Origin of the sequence: Rhizobium sp. H4 (genome assembly GCF_003013335.1) — a bacterium.
In the GTDB taxonomy this organism is placed as follows: domain Bacteria; phylum Pseudomonadota; class Alphaproteobacteria; order Rhizobiales; family Rhizobiaceae; genus Rhizobium; species Rhizobium sophoriradicis.
This window is the reverse complement of record NZ_PSOW01000013.1, coordinates 1-21,072: the sequence shown is the minus strand read 5'-3', so window position 1 is coordinate 21,072 and position 21,072 is coordinate 1. Positions and strand designations below refer to the sequence as shown.

Genomic DNA, 21,072 nt, shown 5'->3' with positions numbered 1-21,072 from the left:
ATGAACCGTGTGGAAACAATGGACGGGCTTCGCCAAAGCCCGAAGGTGGACGTTTGCGTCCTCGGCGGCGGCATCAACGGGCTCAGCGTCTTTCGCGAGCTGGCGCTGCAGGGCGTGAACGTGCTGCTCGTCGAGCAGGGCGACTATTGCTCCGGCGCGAGTGCCGCCCTCTCGCGCATGGTCCACGGCGGGCTGCGCTATCTGGAGAATGGCGAATTCAGCCTCGTGCAGGAGTCTCTCGTCGAGCGAGACCGGCTGCTGCGCAATGCTCCCCATTATGTGGCGCCATTGCCGACGACAGTTCCTGTGTTCGACATCTTCTCTGGCCTTGCCAACGGCATCGTGCGCTTCCTCGGTCTCACCCGCCGTCCGAGCCGCCGCGGCGCCGTGGCCATCAAGACCGGCCTTGCCATCTACGATTTCCTGACGCGCAAGCGCGCGCTGGTGCCCCGCCACCAGTTCCGCGGACGCCGGGCGACACTGGCAAAATGGCCGGCGCTCAATCCCGGGATCCGCAGTTCCGCCACCTATTACGACGCCTGGGTGAGCCATCCGGAGCGGATCGGAATCGAGCTGCTGCGCGACGGCCTGTCGACCGGCCCGAAAGCCCGGGCCTTGAACTATGCGACGATCGAGCAGGCCGGGGCGGGGGAGTTCCTGCTGCGCGACGGCATCACGGGGGAGACGCTTCGCATCCAGCCGACGCTGGTCGTCAACGCGACCGGCGGCTGGATCGACATCGCGAACGGATCGCTCTTTCCCGAAGCCGCGCGGCCTGCCCCGCTGATGGGCGGCACCAAGGGGTCGCATCTCATCATCGACAATCCCGCGCTCCGCGACATGCTCGACGGGCACATGATCTATTACGAGAACGAGGACGGGCGCATCTGCATCCTCTTTCCTTATCTCGGCAAGGTGCTGGTCGGCTCGACGGACATTCGCGTCGACGACCCCGGCGCTGTGCGCTGCGAGCGCGACGAGCGCGACTATATCCTGCAATCGCTTGCCTTCGTGCTGCCCGGCATCCGCATCCGGCCGGAAGAGATCGTTTTCCAGTTCGCCGGCGTGCGCCCGCTGCCGGCCAGCAAGGACAGTTTTACCGGACGCATCCCGCGCGATCATTTCTGCACCGTGATCGAAAGCCAAGAGGGCGGCCCGCCCGTGCTCTGCATGATCGGCGGCAAGTGGACGACGTTCCGCTCCTTCGGTGAGCTGGCGGCCGACATGGCGCTGGAACGGTTCGGCCGGCCACGGCGCGTCGATACGGCGGAAAGGGCATTTGGCGGCGGGCGTGCCTTCCCGAAAGACGGCGGCGGCTGGGTTCGTGACCTTGCGGCGTCGACGGGTATTTCCATCGATCGCGCTGCGATCCTTTTCGAGCGCTATGGCACCGATGCGGAGGATGTCGCCGGCTTCATCGCGGCAGGCCCCGACCATCCTTTGCCGCATGCCGGCTACAGCCTCCGCGAAGTCAACTATTTGATCGGCGCCGAAGCCGTCGAGCATCTGGACGATCTGCTGCTGCGCCGCACGACCTTAGCAATCTCCGGCGAGCTCTCGCTCGACATGGCTGACGCCGTGCTCGCCCTGCTGGCTGCCGAAAGAGGCTGGTCGGCTGAGCGCGCCGCCGAAGAGCGCATCCGCTTTCTCACCATCATGCGCGAGCGCCACGGCGTCGCCGAAGCAACCCTTTCCGCAAGGAACGAACGAAGGAGTGAATTATGCGAGACAACCGCAAGGTCCGGATGAACCGGCTGTTCGGCAACGGCCGTTGCCTGGATGTGGCGATCGATCACGGCGTCTGCAACGAGCCGTCCTTTCTCGACGGGCTGGAGAACATGCCGGCCGTCGTCAAGGCGCTGGTCGATGCGAAACCGGATGCGATCCAGATGAATTACGGCCAGGCCGATCTCTTGCAGGATCTGCCCGGCAAGGACAAGCCGGCGCTCGTCATGCGCATCGACCTGGGCAATCCCTATAACCGCATCCGCCACCGCGACATGTGGGCAGTGCTGCAGAACGAAGCGGAGCCGCTGGTCGGCGCCTTGCAGATGGATGCCGCCTGCGTGGTCGTCAACCTGTTCATGCTGCCGGATGAGCCCGATCTCTTCCGCCAGTGCGTGAAGAACATTTCGCGCGTCCGGGCGGACTGCGAGAAATACGGCATGCCGCTGATGATCGAACCGCTCGTCATGCAGCCGGTCACCGAGCGCGGCGGCTACATGGTCGACGGCGATGCCGACAAGATCGTCACCTTGACGCGGCTCGCCCGCGAAATGGGCGCCGACATCGTCAAGGCCGATCCGACGACGAATGCGGAGGATTTCCACCGCGTGGTCGAGGCGGCGCGATGCCCGGTGCTGGTGCGCGGCGGCGGCAAGGAGGATCTCGGCGCCGTCTTCGCCAAATCCGCGGCCTTGATGCGGCAGGGTGCGATGGGCATGGTTTATGGCCGCAACATCTATCAGCATGCCAATCCGAGCGCCGTCGTGCGCGGCCTGATGGCGATCATCCACCAGGATGCGAGCGGCGAAGAAGCCGTTGCGATCTATCGCCAAGGCTGAGGCGCTGGAGCAATTCCCGGAAAAGCGTGAAGCGGTTTATCTTTGGAATTGCGCAGGCAATGACAGAACCTTGGGAGGGGTTCGCAATGGGAGAATATCTGTTGGGGCTCGACGCTGGCAACACCGTCATCAAGGCGGTGATCTTCGACCGTGCCGGCCGGGAAGTGGCCTATGCGGGAGAGGAGGGGCATAGCCGCATGCCATGTCCGGGCCATGTCGAGCGGGATCTCGGCGAGCTTTGGGCCAACGCCAAACGCGTCATCCGCACCTGCCTCGACCGGGCAGGCATTGCTGCGGTCGATATCGCCGCAATCGGCTGCGCCGGTCACGGCAACGGGCTGTATGTGCTGGATCGAAATGGCGAACCCATCCTCGGCATCCAGTCGCTCGATACGCGGGCGACCGGGCTCGTCGAGGAATGGGCGGCCGAGGCTGTCGGCGATCGCACCTATCCGATCGCCCGCCAACGGCCCTGGCCCTCGCAGACGCCAACCCTGCTCGCCTGGCTGAAACGGTATCGGCCGGAGGTTTTCCAGCGCATCGGCACGGTGTTCTGCTCCAAGGATCTCGTCGTCAACCGGCTGACTGGCGAGCGGGTCAGCGAAATGTCGGATATGTCGGGGGCAGGGCTGCTCGATCTCGCCGCCCGCCGTTACGACCGCACGCTGATGGAAGCTTACGGCCTCGGGGACTGCATGGACCTGCTGCCGCAGCTGATCGAAAGCGCTGACATTGCCGGCAAGGTGACGGAAGGGGTTGCCGCGGAGACCGGCCTTGCCGCCGGCACGCCGGTGGTCGCAGGTCTCTTCGACGTCGTCGCCTCGGCCCTCGGCTCGGGCGTCTCGCGCACCGGCAGCGCCTCGATCATCGCCGGCACCTGGAGCATCAACCAGGTCATCATCGACGGGCCTGATCTCGGCGGACCCGTCTTCATGTCCTCGACCTTCGATCGCAGGCGCTACATGGCGATGGAAAACAGCGCCACTTCGGCTGCCAATCTCGAATGGCTGGTGCGGGAATTCTTTTACGGCGAGCACGCGGAGGGCGCCTCGCCCTTCGATGCCTGCTGCGCACTGGCGGCGGAAATCCAGCCGGCTGCCGACGATCCGCTCTATCATCCCTATCTCTACGGCGCCCAGCAGGACGGCCATGCACGGGCCGGCTTCTATGGCATTGCCGGCTGGCACACCAAGGGACACATGATACGCGCCCTGCTTGAAGGTGTTGCCTTCGGCCACCGCCAACACGTCGAGACGCTCCGCGGAGCGGGGGCGACCTTGGACCAGGCGGTGCTGTCGGGCGGCGGATCGCGCAGTCGCCTCTGGCCGCAGATCTTTGCCGATGTGCTCGGCGTGCCGGTTTCGGTCGCCATCTCCAGGGAAACCGGGGCTCTCGGTGCGGCGATTGCGGCGGGAACCGGAGTGGGGTTGTTTGCCGATTTCACGGAAGGCGCGGATGCCATGGTGCGTATCGACCGGCACTATCGGCCGAATGCCGCGCTCGCCGGGCATTACGACCGGCGCTACGCGCTCTACAATGACATAGCGGAAGCCATGGCTCCGCTCTGGCGGCGGCTTTCGGCAGCCGCACCTACGGCGACGGGAGCTGCTGCGTGACGATGCAAGGCAATGAACCGCCGGTAGACGAGGGAAGCTACGACTTCATCATCGTCGGCGCCGGCTCCGCCGGCTGTGTTCTGGCAAACAGACTCTCGGCCGATCCGAAAACCCGGGTGCTGCTGCTCGAGGCCGGAGGCACGGACCGTTATCACTGGGTCCATGTGCCGATCGGCTATCTCTACTGTATGGGCAATCCGCGCACCGACTGGATGATGAAGACGGCCGCCGAGGCCGGCCTCAATGGCCGCGCACTGAACTATCCGCGCGGAAAACTTCTCGGCGGCTGTTCGTCGATCAACGGCATGATCTACATGCGCGGCCAGGCGGCCGATTATGACGGATGGCGGCAGGCCGGCAACGCCGGCTGGGGCTGGGACGATGTTCTGCCCTATTTCCTGAAGTCGGAAGATAATTACCGCGGCAAATCCGCCATGCATGGCGCCGGTGGCGAATGGCGCGTCGAGCGACAGCGCCTTTCCTGGCCGATCCTCGATGCCTTCCGCGATGCGGCGGAAGAACTCGGCATTCCGAAGACTGATGATTTCAACGATGGCGACAATGAAGGCTCGGGCTATTTCGAAGTGAACCAGAAGGGCGGACTGCGCTGGAACACGACGAAAGCCTTCCTGCGGCCGGCGATGAAGCGTGGGAATCTTCGCGTTCTGACGGGGGCGGAGACGGAACGGCTGGAGTTCGACGGCAAGGCGGTTTCCGGAGTGCGCTTCCGGCTTGGCGGCCGGTCCTGCATCGCCCGTGCCGCCCGCGAGGTCGTGTTGTCGGCGGGTGCCATCAACTCGCCCAAAGTCTTGGAACTCTCCGGCATCGGCCGGCCGGAGGTTCTTTCGGCCCTTGATATTCAGGTTCGCCACCCCCTGAAGGGCGTTGGCGAAAATCTCCAGGATCACCTGCAGATCCGCACGGTCTTCAGGATCGAAGGCGCGCGCACGCTCAATCAGCTTTACCACAACCTCTTCAGCCGCGCCGGAATGGGCCTTCAATATGCCATCAACCGGTCGGGCCCTCTTTCCATGGCGCCGAGTCAGCTCGGTATCTTCGCCAAAAGCGATCCCGCCGTCGCCACGGCGGACCTCGAATATCATGTCCAGCCGCTCAGCACGGACCGACTCGGCGAACCGTTGCACCGCTATCCCGCAGTCACGGTTTCCGTCTGCAATCTCCGGCCGGAAAGCCGTGGAACCGTGCATGTCACGACAAGCGACGCCAGCCAGCCGCCGGAAATCCGCCCGAACTATCTGTCGACGGTCGGCGACCGGCTGCTCGCGGCAAAATCCATCCGCCACGCCCGTAGACTGATGGGGACAAGGGCCATCGCCCGCTTCAATCCGCAGGAAATGCTGCCGGGCCAGGAATATGAGAGCGACGAGGACCTGATCCGCCGCGCCGGCGACATCGCCACGACGATCTTCCACCCCGTCGGCACCTGCAAGATGGGCAGCGATCCCATGGCGGTCGTGGATGCGCAGCTGCACGTGCACGGCGTAGCGAAGCTTCGGGTCGTCGACGCTTCCATCATGCCGGCGATCGTCTCCGGCAACACGAACTCGCCGGTGATCATGATTGCTGAGAAGGCGGCGGAAGCCATCATCAAAGGCGATTAGAGAGGACCATCTCCCGCGCAACCAACCGGCCGTCGCGTCGCTCGATGCCCGCCAGGGTGGCTCGGCATTGATATCCCGGTGGCATTGGCTTCAGCGCGACCGGCACTGCCCCTGCCGTTTCGCGTTCGCTCCATGGCGAGTTCCATAATGTTGATTACGCCAGATTCGCCTGTAGCCGCAAAGTTGAAGTGTCCTGTTTCTGCAAAGTTGGAATGTCACACTCCCCGCATTTGCTGACGTGGGAGATTGCAGATGGGATTGATAGCGATGCCACGGACGAACAGATCATCATCGTGCAGCGCCACAGCTGCGGACGGGCGATCTACTTCCGTCGCAAGGATATGGATGCGGCGGCGGAGGCAAACTGCTTCGTCAAATCCACTTCATGACGGTCAATGCGTCGCCGTACTCTCGCCGTGGCGGTCAGCGGAACCGGCTGACTTCCGTCGCCGACCTGCGGCGGCTGATGAAGTCGCGCAGCAACGGCAGAAAGAAGGCCTTGCTGAAGCGGCCTGTCGGCGGCTCCGGCTCGAGATAGAATGAATTGCCGACGGTGTCGGTGTTGAACTCATCGAAGATGATCCAAAGCCGGCGATCGGCATCAAGGCCGGCGCGGCGCTTTTCAATCACAGGCACCTCCACGGCAAACCGCGCTGCCTCCGGCTGTTTGGTGGTGATGGGAAAGAACAGGACCAGATCACCGTCCGGCCGCGGCATTCTCACGCCCACGGCGACCGGCCGCTCCTTGCGTCCTTCCGTCTCTCCACGTTCAGCCTCCCGCGCCCACAGGTAAGGATAGCGTATGACGCTTGCGGTCTGGATCAGGTCGTAGCTCACTACCGACCTGCCTCATCCTCGCCGGCATAGGTCTCGACGGCGTTCTCGAATTCAGCGAAGAGTTCATCCGACATGGTTTCGATCGTGCCGGCGGATCGGCGGTCGGACTGTTTCATCAGCCGCTGATAGTCGTCAATGTTGAGCAGAACGAGACGCGGCTTGTTGCGCTGGGTGATGGTGACCGGATGACGAAGCGCTTCGGCGATGATGTCTCCGGATTTCCGGGAGAGATCACTGGTAGAATAGGAACCGCTTGACCTCGGCATGGCGTTCTCCCTTGCTGTATTTGCTGTTATATACAGCATTTGCAACAATGCTGCAATTACTATGAGGCTGCCTTAATAACGCGTGGCTCCTTCACCAACATGGTCGGAAACCAAGCCTGCCCGGTCTGCAGTGGTTCCTAGCCCCGCCCAGCTATCATCACCTGGCGCCGCCCCTCCGGCTACGCGGTCAACTTGCACAATTGGCTGACATGGTGCCCGAGCGGTCCGTGAGGATCACGTTCCCCGAAACGGTGCGGCGATCGGTTCCGGTCAGCCAGCGCTCTGGCGAAAAATACGTCTTGGTCCTCACCTGCGAAGCTGAAGTCGCCTTAAGACCGAGAACAAAATCAAAATTGCTTCCGCCGTCCGCTTCGCGCGTGAAACTGAGATAGGCGCCGAATCGATCGTATTCGACATTTCGCAGGTTCTGGATAGACGTGAGACTATCCTCGAAATCACTCCAACACGCCTGCTTCACAATGATCTCGAACATGCGCAGGACGGCCGGGGCGAGACGCCCCTGCGCATCTGTCGTCGGCCCGATGATCCTGGCGCGGATCTCGACAATCTCGCCCGCTTCGTTTCCACGAACCTTGAGGAAGGTGGAACTGAGGGGACGCGCCTCGTCCCGTTGATAAACGCGCTGAAAATAGCATTCATAATTGCGATTGCGCATCGATGCGGCTTTCCACTCGCTCATCGCGATACCGGCCTCTCGGAGAGCCGCGCAAATGTTCGACCCCGAGACGCGCCACATCCGCAGAAACTGACCTGCCAGCTCGGGCTTCGGGACCTCGATCAGTTGCGGCGATATCGACAGCGGCCGGCGAGGAGAAGCAGCCTCATCATCACGGCGGGCGGCGATTTCCGGCGACGGGGCAGCCTTATTGAGAGCTCGATCTTCAACGCGCGCAGCCGGGTCTTCGAGGCGGTCGCTTCCGCCGAAAAAAACGACGATGCCCGCTACGAGCAACAGGCCTATCAAAAGCACCGGCCAAAGCAGCCAGCGGGGGACGGTCCGCCATGGGAAATTCCAGTGTGAACCTGGGCCGCCGCCAGGAGGATCGACGGCTGATAACACCTTATCCATGGCGCGGCCTCACAAACATAATAGGGGCCGGTGCGAGTTCGAAGCCCATCGACCTCGATTCTCTTTGCGACCAACCGACACTGCGAGTGTGAGGTTAGGCGCATATAGCGTCAAGCGGCGACCGACTTCGAACATCCAGGCGGCCTAAAATGCAGGCGATCAGACGCGACATCTGCCTCAAAGCTCAGTCGGAACTGGTTTTCACCCAACCGATCCGTCAGCCTACGGTTCACGTATTGCGTTATCGAGTCCGCGCAGCAACGGATACAGGAAATAAGAGATCACCGTGCGGTTGCCGACCTTGATTTCCGTCGATACGGTCATGCCAGGAAGCAGTCGCACCGGCACATCCGCAGCATTCAACCGGGCATCGGCAAGCAAGATCCGCGCCTTGAAGAAGGGGGCGGCCGGCTGGCTGGGGGTGGCTGTCTGCTCTTGCTGGCCGGTTAGAAAGGTGTCCTGGCTGATGGTTCTCACTTCACCCGAGGCGGTGCCATATTTCTGGAAGGGATAGGCATCGAGCTTGATACGCGCTTCCTTGCCGACGGCCACCCGGCCGATATCGCGCGTATTGATCGACACTTCCGCTTCGAGCGGCACGTTGATCGGCACCAGCGTGACAACCGGTTCGGCCTCGCGCACCACCGAACCGACCGAACGTTGCGCCAGATCGAGCACGACGGCATCGGCCGGTGCCGTCAGCGCCACCATGTTGCGGCGCAGCTCCAGTTTCTTCAGCTCTTCGCCCGCCATGTCGCGCTGGCTGCGCAGCTCCACCAGCTGCTCCATCGCGGCGCGGCGGAAATCCTCGATGAAAGCCTGGCGGTCGGCGAGCAGCTTGGCATAGGTATGAGCCGCCTCGTCGGCCTTGCCGCGCACGGCGGTGATATCAGCCTCGACATCGAGACGTGCGTCGCGCGAGCCGAGCATGGTAAGCAGCGAGCCGCTTTCAGTGTCATAGAGCTTCTTTCGCGTCGCCTCGATCTGCGAAAGGTTGTCGCGCCGGTCGTTCAGCACGGCCTCCTGATTGCGGTTTGCCTTTAGAACGGAAGACTGGCCGGCGATCTGCTGCTCGAAATTCTGCAGTTGCGCCATGTAGAAGGCGCGCCGCTGGCCGAACAGCTGCAGCTGCAGTTGCTCATCCGGCGTGTTGCCGGCGATCTCCGAATAGTCCTTGCCGGTAAGCTCGGCCTCCAGCCGCTTCACCTGGGCGTCAAGAGCGGCAAGCTTCGCCCTCAGCTGCCCGACATCGGCCTGGCTGAAGGTGGCGTCGAGCGTCGCCAGCGTCTGGCCGGCATGCACCACCTCCCCGGCCTTGACCTCGATCGTGCGGATGATCGAGGTTTCGAGCGGCTGGACGACGATGGTCGGCTGGGTGGTGACGAGCTTGCCGGGGGCGATCACCACCTCGTCGACCGACGAGACCGAAGCCCAGATGATCGCCGAAGCAATCAGCGCCGTCACGCAGTAGAGCGTCATACGGGCAACCCGCGGCGGCGCCCGTTCCTCGAGCTCGACGGCATCGGACTGGAATTCTGCAATTGCGGGCGGCAGCGGCGGGCGAGCGATGAGCTCCCTCCCCTTGCCTGAGGGTTTCTCGTCCGAGCGGCCTTCGTCCAGTGGGGCGGGCAGGTTCTCGTTGGGCTTTCTCGCGTGCGCGCTCATGCGACCTGCCTCATCTGCTGGGACCAAAGGTGGCGATAGGTCATGCAGCGCGACACCAGCTGATCGTGCCGGCCGATATCGGCGACCTTGCCACGCTCGACAACGAGAATGGCATCGGCGTTGACAAGCGTCGAAAGCCGGTGCGAGACGATGATGACGGTGCGGCCGGCCGCGATGCGGCTGAGATTGTCGCGGATGATCGCCTCGCTGTCGGGGTCGAGCGCGCTCGTCGCCTCATCGAAAATCAACAGCTTCGGATCGGTGATCAGCGCGCGGGCAATCGCCAGCCGCTGTTTCTGGCCGCCCGACAGGTTGGCGGCGTTTTCCTCCAGCAGCGTGTCGAAGCCGCGCGGCAGGCGCTCGATGAACTCCTCGGCGCCGGCGATGCGGGCGACTTCCATGATCTCCTCGATGCTGGCATCGGGTTTGGCGGCGGCGATATTGTCGCGGACCGAGCCGCGGAACAGGAAATTGTCCTGCAGCACGACGCCGATGCTGGTTCGAAGGTGCACTAGGTCGATCTCGCGGCTGTCATAACCATCCATGCGCACCAGCCCTTCCTGGCTCTGATAGAGCCCCTGGATGAGCCGGGTGATCGTCGTCTTGCCCGAACCGCTCTTGCCGACCACGCCGAACACCGAGCCCGCCGGAATGGCGAAGGAGACATTATCGAGCGCCGGCGCGCTGTCGGCAGCGTAGCGGAAGGTGACCCGGTCGAACTCGATGCGGCCCTGCAGACGCGGGCGAACACCCCGCCCCCGGCCCGCCTGCTCCGGCCGCTGGTTCATGATCTCGCCGAGCATGCGCACGGACAGCGCCACTTCCTGATATTCATGCACCATGGTGACGATCTGCACCAGCGGGCCGGAGACGCGGCCGGCGAGCATGTTGAAGGCGACAAGCGCGCCGATCGTCATCGCGCCGTTGAAGACATCGAGCGCGCCGAGGCCGATGATCGCCACGCTCATCAGCTTTTCCAGAAGGCCGGTCATCGATTGGGCGATGGTCGAAATCTTCTCGACCCGGAAGCGCACCGAGATCGACTGGGCCGAATAATCGTCCCACACCTTGCGCTGGCGCGGTTCCAGCGCCAGCGATTTGACGGTGCGCATGCCGTGCACTGTTTCCACCAGCAGGGCCTGCCTGTCGCCTTCCGCCTGGTAGAGCGCCTGCAGACGGCGCTGGAACGGCCCGACCAGCAGCATCACCACTAGGCCGACAAGCGCTGCGAAGCCCAGGACCACGAGCGTCAGCTTGACGCTGTAGAGAAGCAGGATCGGCACGAAGACGAAGAGGGACACGCCGTCGAGAAGCGTCAGGAACAGCCGGCCGGTCAGGAATTCGCGGATACGCCCCGTCTGCTGCATATGCTTGACGAGAACGCCGGCCGAAGCCTGCTCGAAGAGCGCGATCGGCAGATTGAGCAGATGGCCGAAGGTGCGGGTCGCCACCCGTATGTCGATCCTGTTGGTGGCGTAGAGCAGCAGATAGCGGCGCAGGAAACTGAAGGTCGCGTCGAAGATGAGCGCCACGGCGATACCGACCGTCAGAACCGTAAGTGTCGCATAGCTCTGATGGACGAGCACCTTGTCGATCACGAGCTGAAAGAACATCGGGGTCGTCAGTCCGAGGCCGTAGAGGACGAAGGCTGCCAGCGCGACATCACGGAAGAAGCTGCGCTGCCTGATGATTTCAGGCACGAACCAGCGGAAGCCGAAAGGCCGGTCCTCATCGGACATGCGATAATTGCGTTTCAGCAGAACCACCGATCCGAGCCAGGCCTTGGCGAATTGCTCTTCACTGAGCATCATCGCTTCGGCGCGTGACGCGAGCGGGTCGAGAACGCGAATTCTCTCCTCCTCGCCGCTTCCGACAGCGTCGGCGATCACCACCCAATTGCCGTTCGTCAGTTCCGCGAGTACCGGAAAGGCCTCGCCGAGCTGAAACAGCGATCGCCAGTCGAGTGTCAGATGCCGGGCTCTGAGGCCGGAATCCTTGGCCATGCGCAGCAGCTGCCGCACGGCAACGGGATCGTTGCCGACGGCATAATCGTGCTGCAAGCGCTCAGGAGCCAGATCGACGCCGTGATGACGCGCGACGAGCGCCAGACAGTGCAGGTTGGTATGCAGAAAACCACTCATGGCCCACCCGAAACCCATTACGAAACTGAGGCGATCTTTGTATTATCAGTTGAAGTTCGGCGAAGCGTTCGAAGCGCCGGCCGGCCCCGATTGGATATCGGCAGCCGCCGCAGCTGACATATCGCCAACGCGACGCACCGCACCCGCCTCGACCAACCCGCCAAGCGCCTTCTGCATGAGATCGACCGCATTGGCGAAGGCATCGACAGGCATGATGATGCGCTGGCGGAAGACCGGCTTCGGGTTGTTGTTGGCGTCACGATCGGTGGCCGAAAGCGACATCAGGTCGATGCGCACGATCGTTCCGGTAATGGTGATTTCGCCGATGCCATCTGCGTAAAGTTCATTGCTCATTGTTCTCTCCTCTGGTTGATAATCAAAACGTCTTCACCTTAGGGCGCCTTTACGTCCATGAGGACGCTCTAACTGTTTGAATGTGCATGCACATGCCCGTGCGGCCACGCAGGAAACGGGTCCCGGAGCCCGATAGCGATCTGCGGATCGAAGCCTGTCTCCTCACCGGTCAGGCAGTCATCGAGTGCCGCCCTGATTGCTCCTTCGTCGAAGCCGGCGCCGATGAAGACGAGTTCCTGGCGGCGGTCGCCCCACACCTCGTCCCAATGCCGGTCGATGAGCTGACGGAACTGCGGAAAGCGTGGCCACTGCACCTTTGGAACGGAGGCCCACCAGAAACCCCTGGTATCGATGCGGCACTGGGTGCCAGCAATCGACAGCAGACCGATCTCGTCAGGCCTTGTCGCGAGCCAGAAATGCCCTTTTGCGCGAATGAGGCCCCGCCATTTCCTGCCGAGGAAATCCTGCAGCCTCGAGGGATCAAATGGCCGGCGGCTGCGATAGACGAAGCTTTTGATGCCATATTCCTCGGTCTCCGGCACATGGTCACCCCAGCCGAAGAGTTCCTTGTGCCAGAGCGGATTGCGGGCAGCCTTCGCCTCGCTGAAGAGACCGGTGTCCAGAATTGTGCTCAGTGGCACCTGGCCGAAAACTGCTTCGACGACCTGGGCATCCGGATTAAGCGCCGCGACGACCCGGCGAACCTCGGCAAGATCGGCACACGGCACGTCGCCTGCCTTGTTGATGATGACGACGTCGGAAAATTCGATCTGTTCGACGAGCAGTTCCACGAGCTTGCGCTCATCGTCCCCGTCACGCCTTTCGCCGCGATCGGCAAGGAATTCGGCACTCTGGTAATCGGCAAGCAGGTTGACCGCATCGACGACGCAGACCATCGTGTCGAGTCGGGCGACGTCGCAAAGGGCTGCCCCGCTTTCGTCGCGGAAGGAGAACGTGGCTGCGACCGGCAACGGCTCGGCAATGCCGGTGCCCTCGATCAACAGATAGTCGAAACGGCCGGCGGCTGCCAATCGCCGCACCTCGCTCAGGAGATCGTCGCGCAGCGTGCAGCAGATGCATCCGTTGGTGAGCTCTACCAGCGTCTCGTCGGTACGCGATAGATCTGCCCCGCCCTCGCGCACAAGATCCGCATCGATGTTGACCTCGCTCATATCATTGACGATGACAGCAACCCGGCGACCCTCCCGATTACTCAGGACATGATTGAGGACAGTCGTCTTCCCGGCGCCGAGAAACCCGGCGAGAACCGTAACCGGCAATCTGATATCTGTACGCATCATCGATACTCTCACACTTCATGGCATGCTTGGTCTTGCTTCCGCGTGGGCGTCAGGCCGCGAGCTGCGGTTTGAATGCCACGTCCACGTAGTAGTTGGTGCTGTTATAGCTGGCGGTCGGGAACAGCCCGCCCGATCCATAGGCATAGACGCCGTTATTGCCGGCAGGCGCCTTCAGGTCCCCATTCGTCACATCGCTGCCGAAGTAATTGCCGGTCGCCGAATAATTGCCGTTGCTCGAGTAGGAGACGACGTAGGTCGTATCTGCCTGGATGGCGATCTGCTGGCTGAGTTGCGCGGTCTGCCAGCCGCTTGCCGTCTCGTTGTTGAAGGTGACGCTGCCGAGCAAGGTGCCGGATGCGGTCCACAGATAGCCGTTGTGCGGGCCGGTATTGTCGGCGCCCTTGTAGAAGCGGATGGCGGTGATCCAGCCGGCGGCATCGGCCTGGAACTTCATGCCGAGATTGACCTGCTGGTTGTCGTTGACCGAGACGACCGAGGGCGTCGCGTTGGCGGCAAAGAGGTTCTGTTCCGGACCCGCGGCCCCGTTGCTGATGGTGAGCGCCACCTGTGCCGAGGCCGTGCCGCCCTTGCCGTCCGAGATCGCGTAGCTGAAGCTCGCCGGTCCCGAATAGCCTGCCGTCGGCGTGAAGGTCACCGTCTGGGCCTGGGCATTCCAGGCGACCGAGCCGTTGACCGCGCCGCTGACGCCGGTGATCGTGAGCGGATCGCCATCGCCATCGGTATCGTTTGAAATGAGCGCCGAAGCCTGGATGGTGATCGGCGTGCCTGTGTTGGTCGAGAAGCCGCTGTCGTTGGCAGCGACCGGAACCGTATTCTGCCCGCTGCCCTGCCGATAGAGAACGTCCACCCAGTAATTCGTGGCATTGTAGGAGGCGGATGGGAACAGGCTGCCCGTGCCATAGGCGTAGACGCCGTTGCCGCCGCTGAGCGAACTTGCCGGCGCCGTCAGCGCGCCGCTCGTATAATCCGTCGTGAAGTAGTTCGCCGTTGCCGAATAGAAGCCGTTCGAATGGTAGCTCGCCACATAGGTGGTGCCGGCCGAAACATTGATCGGCTGGGCGAAGGAAACCGTCTGCCAGCCGCTCGCCGTTTCATTGATGAAGGTCGCCTGGGCCAGCAGCTGGCCGCTCGCCGTCCACAGCGAGCCCACATGCGTGCCGGTATCCTGGGCGCTCCTGTAATAAGTGAGCCCGGTAATCTGGCCGTTGGCGGAAGCGATGAACTTGACGCCGAGTTCGACCGAGTTGGCGTCGTTGGCGGCAGCAATTCCCGACGTGTCGGCGCCGGTGAACAGGCTCGACGTCGCGCCCCCGGCCGGCGGCGCGTTGACAGTGAGGCTGACCGTGGCCGACGCCGTGCCGCCAAACCCGTCCGAAACAGTATAGGAGAAGCTCGCCGCGCCCGTATAACCCGCCGTCGGCGTGAAAATGACGGTCTTGGTCTGGCTGTTGAAGCTCACCGTTCCGTGGACCGCACCATTGACGCCGGTGATGCTGAGCGAGTCCCCATCGCCATCGGTGTCGTTTGCTAGCAGGCTCGCTGCAGCAATCGACAGCGACGTGTTGGAGTAGGTCGTGTAGCCATTGTCGTTGGCGGCGACCGGCGCCGTATTGCCCGTCGACTGGTTGTAGACGACATCCACCCAGTAATTCGAAGACTGGTAGCTGGAGGTCGGGAATGCCGAGCTCCCAACCGTGTAGACGCCATTGCTGCCGGCAAGCGCCGTCAGCGAGCCATTGGTATGGGCTGACGTGAAATAGTTCGCCGTGGCCACGTAGGAGCCTGTCGTGCTGTAGGAGGCGACATAGGTTGTGCCGGCAGATATATGCACCGCATTGGCGAAGGTCGCGGTCTGCCAGCCGTTCACCGGTCCGCTAGCGGCGAAGGTGACGGTCGCGATCCGCGTTCCGTCGGCCGTCCACAGAGAGCCGGTATGGGCTCCGGTATCACCGGCCGCCTTGTAATAGCGGATGCCGGTAATCAATCCGCTGGAGGAAGCGACGAACTTCATGCCGAGTTCCATCGGCTGCCCGTCGTTGAAGCTTGCGCTCGTCGGTCCTTCGCTTGATGTAAACAGCGTTTCCCCGGCAGGGCCTGGGTTCACGGTGAGGCTGACGCTGCCTTGATCCGTGCCGCCGCGCCCGTCGGACAGCGTATAGGTGAAGCTTGCCGGCCCCGAATAATTGTTGGTCGGCGTGAAGATGACGGTGCGGTTCTGCTTGTTGAGCGTCACCGTACCGTTGACGGCGTTGCCAACGGCCGAAATCGCCAGTGCGTCGGCATTGGGATCCGTATCGTTTCCGACAAGCGATGCGATCGAGATGACGACGGTATTGTTGCTGGTGATGACTAGCCCGGTATCATCGGTCGCGACCGGCGCGCTGTTCGGGCCGGCATCAAAGACCACGTCAACCCAGTAATTCGTGCCGGTGCCTGGGCTTTGGCCGGGGAACGTGCCGACAGTAGTGCCGTAGGCGAAGACGCCGCCGCCATCGACGGCCTTCAGCGCACCGCTGCCATAGGGATCGCTGAAATAATTTCCGGTGAGGGAGTAGAATCCATTGCTGTGATAGGATGCCACATAGGTCGTGCCGGCCGCGATCTGGATCGGGCTGGAGAACATCACCGTCTGCCAGCCGGAGAGCGATTCACCTGTCGATACGCCGGTCGCCAGCAGCGTCCCGTCGGCGGTCCAGAGGCTGACGACATGGTCGCCGGTATTGTAGAAGCCCTTGTAGAAGCGGATGCCCTGCACCGAGCCCGCCGTCGTCGCCTGGAAGCGCAGGCCGAGCTCGATGGAATCGCGATCGATCGCCGTTTCGACAGCGGGCTTGTCCGCCAGCGTCCAAAGGCCCTGCGTTGCCGGCAGGGTGACGGTCACCTGCTTGCCAACCGACGGCGCCTCCATATTGACGCTGTCGTCGACGGCGCGCGACATGATGGTATAGTTGCCGCTCGCCTGCACGACCCAGTTATAGCTCCAGCTCTCGCGGCCGGTGGCCTTGAACCAATGCTGGCCGCCATCGGTAGAGACTTCGACGCCGGCAATGATGCCGCCGCCGAAATCCTGCGCCGTGCCCGTAATCGTCACACGCTGGCCTTCGAGGAAGCTTGCGCCGACGATCGGCGACGTGACCGACGAGGTGGGCTTCAGCGTGTCGGTCGATTTCGTCGCGAGGATCAAGCTCGCATCAAGCGTCGTCGGCTGGATGCCCATGTCCGCGAACATATTGACCATCGCCTGCTGCACGTTGCGGTCGGTCGGCGTTGTCGGGCCCTGATGGTTGTCGCTGAGACCCCAGGACCAGAAGACCGTGCCGGCGCCGAAGACCAGCGCACCGCTCTCGGCCCGATACATGGTGAGGCTGTGGGTGGCGACGGCCGAACCGATCGACGTGCCATAGTCGCGCAGGTAGGTGCTCACCGAAACCGAGGAGAGCGACAGATTGATAAGCCCATCCGGCCGGAAGCCGTTCTCGACATCGGAATCCCATTCGTAGCCGAGCAGGTTCTGCACCAGATTATAGGTCCCGCCCTCCTGAAGCTCGGAAACGTCGGTGTTGCGCCAGAAGCGCAGGTTCGAGTAGTCGTAGGGGATGGAGATCGTATCCTGGCGGTAGCTGTCCACCTGGAACATCGTGCCGGTCAGCGAATTCTCCGGCTCCTGGCCCGGATCGGCATAACGCGGATCGCGCCAGGTGCCGGTGCCGACATTGCTCGGATCCGTGCTCGTGCCCCAGGTCTCCTTGTAACAGACCATGGTGCGGTAAGCCTGGCCGCTGCCGTCGATGCTGCTTTCCCAGCGCACCTTCCAATAGCATTCGTTGCCGCTCCAGAAGGCGAGGTTGACGCCGGCGTCGCGTGCCGCTTCGACGTTGGCGCGCTGTTCGGCTGACCAGTATTCGTCGTGCCCGACGGACAAATAGGCATCGTGGTTGAGCAGCAGCGCGCCATTACGCGTGGCGTCGACGCCCGAGATATAGGACACGTCGTAGCCATTCTGCTCCAACCATGAGATGGCGGAGGATTCGACGCCGAAGATATAATCATGCGAGCCGCCGATCGGGCTGGTATTGGTGATGATCGGGCGGTTATAACTGACCGCCGAGGCGCGGCCGATCGCGGTCAGGCCGCAGCTGCAGTTCGGCGGCAGGTAGCCGATCATGTTGGCGGGATCGACGGGCACTTGGCCATAATAGAGGCTGGCGCCGCCCCAGGCATTATAGGCCTGCCATGTCGTATCCGAGGTTTGGAAGACGATATTGCTGGTGGACGCATCGTCGCGTACGACGAAGGGGATGATGCTGGCATCCTCGGTGCCGTCCTCGCGCACCAGCTTGGCGAAATAGACGCCGGATACCGCATCGTCGGGGATCTGCCAGCTGGCCGAAACCGACCAGTTGCCGCAATCGATGAGACCGAGCGACAGGTCGACGATCGGATGCGGCTGGATCTGCGCCGTAGTCAGCGATTGCTCGATCGAGTCGACCTTGCGTGCACCGAGCCCGCCATAATAGCCCATGCGGTAGATGTCGATGCGGTAGTGCGTGGAGTCGGTGGCGATCTTGAAATCGACCGTCTGGCCGATATTCGTGCTGATTTCGGTGGCAAAACCCTGGATGGTGCCCTTGCCATCGCCCTCCAGGCCCCATTCGCTGATGGGGTTGCCCTGCTTCAGGTTTTCGAGCGCGATCTTGTTGGGCGTCGCCACTGGCAAAGGCACCGTCACCGGTCCCGACAATGCTGTCGGGGCCGCTGTCGTCTCAGCAGAAGAGTCCTGGCTCGACTCGAGTGAGATGGATGCAACCGAGGCCTGGAGGCGCAGCGAAGCCGTGGCGACACTGTTGGACGAAGGAGCGGGCGCCACCGTTTCACCGCTGCCGGTATCGGTACCGCTGCCAACACCGGTCAGCACAGGAGCAGCGGGCAGCGTCGCAGCCTCCTCGTACGGATCCGGGCCAAGCACGGTGCGCTGCGATGTCGAGGACGACGTGTCGAAGACCGTCGCGGCCGAAGCCGTCTTCGTGGATGTGTCCAGAACGCCGCCATCGGCCGCAGGCGCAGGCGCCGGTATCGCCGTCGACGATGCCGGGGAGGGTTGCATGTCGCCTGGCGATATCAGGGACGATGTGACCGTGCCGGTGAAGGAGGATTGGACGGTTGCGCTACCCTGACTGGCAAAGCTGGCGGAACCGTCTGTGCTCGTCGAGGACACGACCGTCGCGGATCCAAGGGTTGCACTCCAGGCAGGCGGCGCACGACTGATACACAACGCTCCACCAATTGTACTCAGATACTCACGATTACTGACATGAATTCTCCGCATCAGCGGCGTCCCCATTCCGTCGATCGACACTACAAGATTGCATCCTGCCAGCTTTCGTAAGGGAACGGACGACAGCAATCCGGGGTAGATGGGTGGTACCCCCATACGTCGATATGATGATCTTAACCGCTTTCCGGCTGGTCGAGCCGGTTAACGCGCGAGTTGTACTACACCGCCCGCGCTACCAGGCCGGAAACGGATCTTCGAGAGTCGCCCAGTCGCGCGGATCGGCGCTGGCGAGGCATCCGTCAAGTGCGGTCCGCACACCCGTCTCGTCCATGTCGACGCCGATGAAGACCAGTTCCTGCCGGCGATCGCCCCAAGCCTTGTCCCATCGGCTCTGCAGGTGCCGATGAAACTGCTGATGGTCCGGCCAGTCCTGCCGGGGTACGGCTGCCCACCAGAGTCCCATTGGCTCGCAGCGCCGCTGAATCCCGGCAGCCGACATCAGACCCACATGACGTGGGCGCGTGGCAAGCCAGAAATGGCCCTTGGCGCGCAACACTCCGGGCCAAGGCTCGTCGAGGAATGCCCGAAACCGCATCGGGTCGAAGGGACGCCTTGTGCGATAGACAAAACTTGATACGCCGTATTCCTCCGTCTCCGGAATATGCTCCCCTGGACTGTACAATTCCTTGTGCCACAGGGGATGGGCGGCGGCTTTTGCTTCATCAAAGAGGCCCGTATCGAGAACGGTATTGAGAGATATCCTGCCGAAATCCGTCTCCATCTGGTGAGCATCCGGGTTGAGTGCCGCCACCGTCTTGCGGACTTCCGAGCGGATCTCTTCTGTCGCGTCCGAAATCTTGTTAATCACGACGACATCGGCAAACTCGATCTGATCCACCAGCAGGTCGATCAGTGTGCGCCGATCCTCAGGGTCCCGCTGCAGGCCACGGTCGGCAAGCAGATCGGCGCTATTGTAGTCGGCTAGCAGGTTTGCAGCATCGACCACAGTGACCATCGTGTCGAGTCTGGCAAAATCGGAGAGGGAAACGCCGTTCTCGTCGCGGAAGGAAAAAGTTGCCGCGATAGGGCGCGGCTCGGCAATGCCCGTTCCTTCGATCAACAGATAGTCGTATCGCCCCTCTTCGGCCAGCCGCCGCACTTCCTTCAGAAGATCGTTGCGCAAGGTACAGCAGATGCAGCCATTGCTGAGCTCGATCAATGTCTCCGTCGTGTGCGACAGGTTGCAGCCTCCGTCGCGAATGAGACTGGCGTCTATATTCACTTCGCTCATATCATTGACAATGACCGCGACCCGCAGGCCCTGGCGGTTATTCAGCACGTGGCTGAGGAGCGTCGTCTTGCCGGCCCCGAGGAAGCCGGCCAGCACGGTTACCGGGAGCCGTTCGATCCTGTTCATCGGCATGCCATGAAGTGCGTACTCGGAGCGGTCGGCATTTGCGTCCTATGAGCCTCATCGATTCCGTTCATACTCCTCTTCCCGATGCGTCATGCGGCAAGCTGCGGGCGGAAGATCACATCGGCATAGTAATTGGCTGAATTGAAGGTAGCATTCGGGAAGAGCCCCGTGGTCGCCGACCCGCCATAAGCGTAGACGCCGTTGCCGCCAGCGACCGCACTTGACGGCGCCGTCAGCGGACCATTGGTGACGGCAGTCGTAAAGAAATTATTGGTCGCGACGTATGCGCCCGTCGTGTGATAGGAGGCGACATAGGTCGTATTGGCGGTGATTGTGACCGGTGTTGCGAAGTTCACCGTCTGCCAGCCGCTTGCGGTGGTGTTGGTGAAGTTGGCGGTTGCAAGTTTGGTGCCTGTGGAGGTCCACAGGTCGACGACGTTCTGACCGTTGTCGTTGGCGCTGCGATAGAACCTGATGCCGGTGACATCCCCGGCAACGTTCGACGTGAACTTGACGCCGAGCTCGAGCTGCTGACCATCGTTGAGGTTGGTCTGGGCCGGCGTGCTGGAGGCGGAGAACAGGCTGTAGGTCGTCGCCGCCGCCGATGCGGCGATGTTGAAGGTCTCGTTGGCCGCAAGGCCGCCGAGATCGGTCGCCGTCACCCTGACGCCATAGGTGCCTGACGTCGTCGGCGTGCCGGAGAAGGTGCGTGTCGAGGCGTTGAAGCTCAGCCATGACGGCAGCGCCGTGCCATCGGCGGCGGTTGCCGAATAGGTCAGCGTCTCGCCGCTGTCGACATCGGTGAAGGTCGTCGTCGGCAGGGTGAAGGAGAAGGCGGAGCCGACCGTGGCATTCTGGGTCGCTGTCTGCACCGCCAGCACCGGCGCATCATTGGCGCCATGG

At 62.6% G+C, this 21,072-nt stretch carries 15 protein-coding genes; 5 read left to right on the top strand and 10 right to left on the bottom strand.

Annotated elements, in window-relative coordinates; translation table 11 throughout:
• From C4N04_RS20235 to C4N04_RS31610, 5 genes are all read left to right on the top strand, one after another.
• A complete protein-coding gene (locus C4N04_RS20235) occupies nt 1-1,749 on the top strand; it encodes a glycerol-3-phosphate dehydrogenase/oxidase (RefSeq protein ID WP_199852490.1) in 1,749 nt (582 codons plus the stop codon).
• Nucleotides 1,722-2,564, top strand: coding sequence for a class I fructose-bisphosphate aldolase (locus C4N04_RS20230; RefSeq protein ID WP_106796859.1), 843 nt, complete (start codon nt 1,722-1,724; stop codon nt 2,562-2,564). The genes C4N04_RS20235 and C4N04_RS20230 overlap by 28 nt, the downstream gene beginning before the upstream one ends.
• An 86-nt stretch (nt 2,565-2,650) precedes the next feature.
• Nucleotides 2,651-4,180: an FGGY-family carbohydrate kinase gene (locus C4N04_RS20225; protein WP_106796858.1), complete on the top strand. Its 1,530-nt coding sequence runs from the start codon at nt 2,651-2,653 to the stop codon at nt 4,178-4,180.
• A 2-nt stretch (nt 4,181-4,182) separates the two neighbouring features.
• On the top strand, nt 4,183-5,802 hold the full coding sequence (locus C4N04_RS20220; protein ID WP_106796857.1) for a GMC family oxidoreductase: 1,620 nt from the start codon (nt 4,183-4,185) through the stop codon (nt 5,800-5,802).
• A 212-nt stretch (nt 5,803-6,014) separates the two neighbouring features.
• Nucleotides 6,015-6,191, top strand: coding sequence for a hypothetical protein (locus C4N04_RS31610; protein WP_158775574.1), 177 nt, complete (start codon nt 6,015-6,017; stop codon nt 6,189-6,191).
• Nucleotides 6,192-6,225: 34 nt separating this feature from the next.
• Here the strand turns inward: C4N04_RS31610 and C4N04_RS20215 are convergent, their stop codons facing one another.
• From C4N04_RS20215 to C4N04_RS20170, 10 genes are all read right to left on the bottom strand, one after another.
• Nucleotides 6,226-6,639, bottom strand: a complete 414-nt coding sequence (locus tag C4N04_RS20215) for a hypothetical protein (protein ID WP_106796856.1) — start codon at nt 6,637-6,639, stop codon at nt 6,226-6,228.
• Nucleotides 6,639-6,905, bottom strand: coding sequence for a type II toxin-antitoxin system prevent-host-death family antitoxin (locus C4N04_RS20210; protein ID WP_106796855.1), 267 nt, complete (start codon nt 6,903-6,905; stop codon nt 6,639-6,641). The genes C4N04_RS20215 and C4N04_RS20210 overlap by 1 nt, the downstream gene beginning before the upstream one ends.
• 187 nt (nt 6,906-7,092) lie before the next feature.
• On the bottom strand, nt 7,093-7,896 hold the full coding sequence (locus C4N04_RS20205; RefSeq protein WP_106796854.1) for a DUF6030 family protein: 804 nt from the start codon (nt 7,894-7,896) through the stop codon (nt 7,093-7,095).
• Nucleotides 7,897-8,217: 321 nt separating this feature from the next.
• Nucleotides 8,218-9,660, bottom strand: a complete 1,443-nt coding sequence (locus C4N04_RS20200; protein WP_106796853.1) for an HlyD family type I secretion periplasmic adaptor subunit — start codon at nt 9,658-9,660, stop codon at nt 8,218-8,220.
• Nucleotides 9,657-11,801, bottom strand: a complete 2,145-nt coding sequence (locus C4N04_RS20195; RefSeq protein WP_106796946.1) for a peptidase domain-containing ABC transporter — start codon at nt 11,799-11,801, stop codon at nt 9,657-9,659. The genes C4N04_RS20200 and C4N04_RS20195 overlap by 4 nt, the downstream gene beginning before the upstream one ends.
• Before the next feature lie 45 nt (nt 11,802-11,846).
• Nucleotides 11,847-12,155 carry a hypothetical protein gene (locus C4N04_RS20190; protein WP_040112893.1) on the bottom strand — a complete coding sequence of 103 codons (309 nt, stop codon included), beginning with the start codon at nt 12,153-12,155 and terminating at the stop codon, nt 11,847-11,849.
• Nucleotides 12,156-12,223: 68 nt separating this feature from the next.
• Nucleotides 12,224-13,456: a GTP-binding protein gene (locus C4N04_RS20185; RefSeq protein WP_096765094.1), complete on the bottom strand. Its 1,233-nt coding sequence runs from the start codon at nt 13,454-13,456 to the stop codon at nt 12,224-12,226.
• A 49-nt stretch (nt 13,457-13,505) separates the two neighbouring features.
• The gene (locus tag C4N04_RS20180; RefSeq protein ID WP_245425635.1) at nt 13,506-18,818 is read right to left on the bottom strand and encodes a DUF4082 domain-containing protein; all 5,313 of its coding nucleotides are present in this window, start codon (nt 18,816-18,818) and stop codon (nt 13,506-13,508) included.
• Nucleotides 18,819-18,984: 166 nt separating this feature from the next.
• Nucleotides 18,985-20,169, bottom strand: a complete 1,185-nt coding sequence (locus C4N04_RS20175; protein WP_106796944.1) for a GTP-binding protein — start codon at nt 20,167-20,169, stop codon at nt 18,985-18,987.
• Nucleotides 20,170-20,258: 89 nt separating this feature from the next.
• Nucleotides 20,259-21,072: DUF4082 domain-containing protein (locus C4N04_RS20170; RefSeq protein ID WP_158775572.1), on the bottom strand; the 814-nt coding region annotated here is incomplete at its 5' end.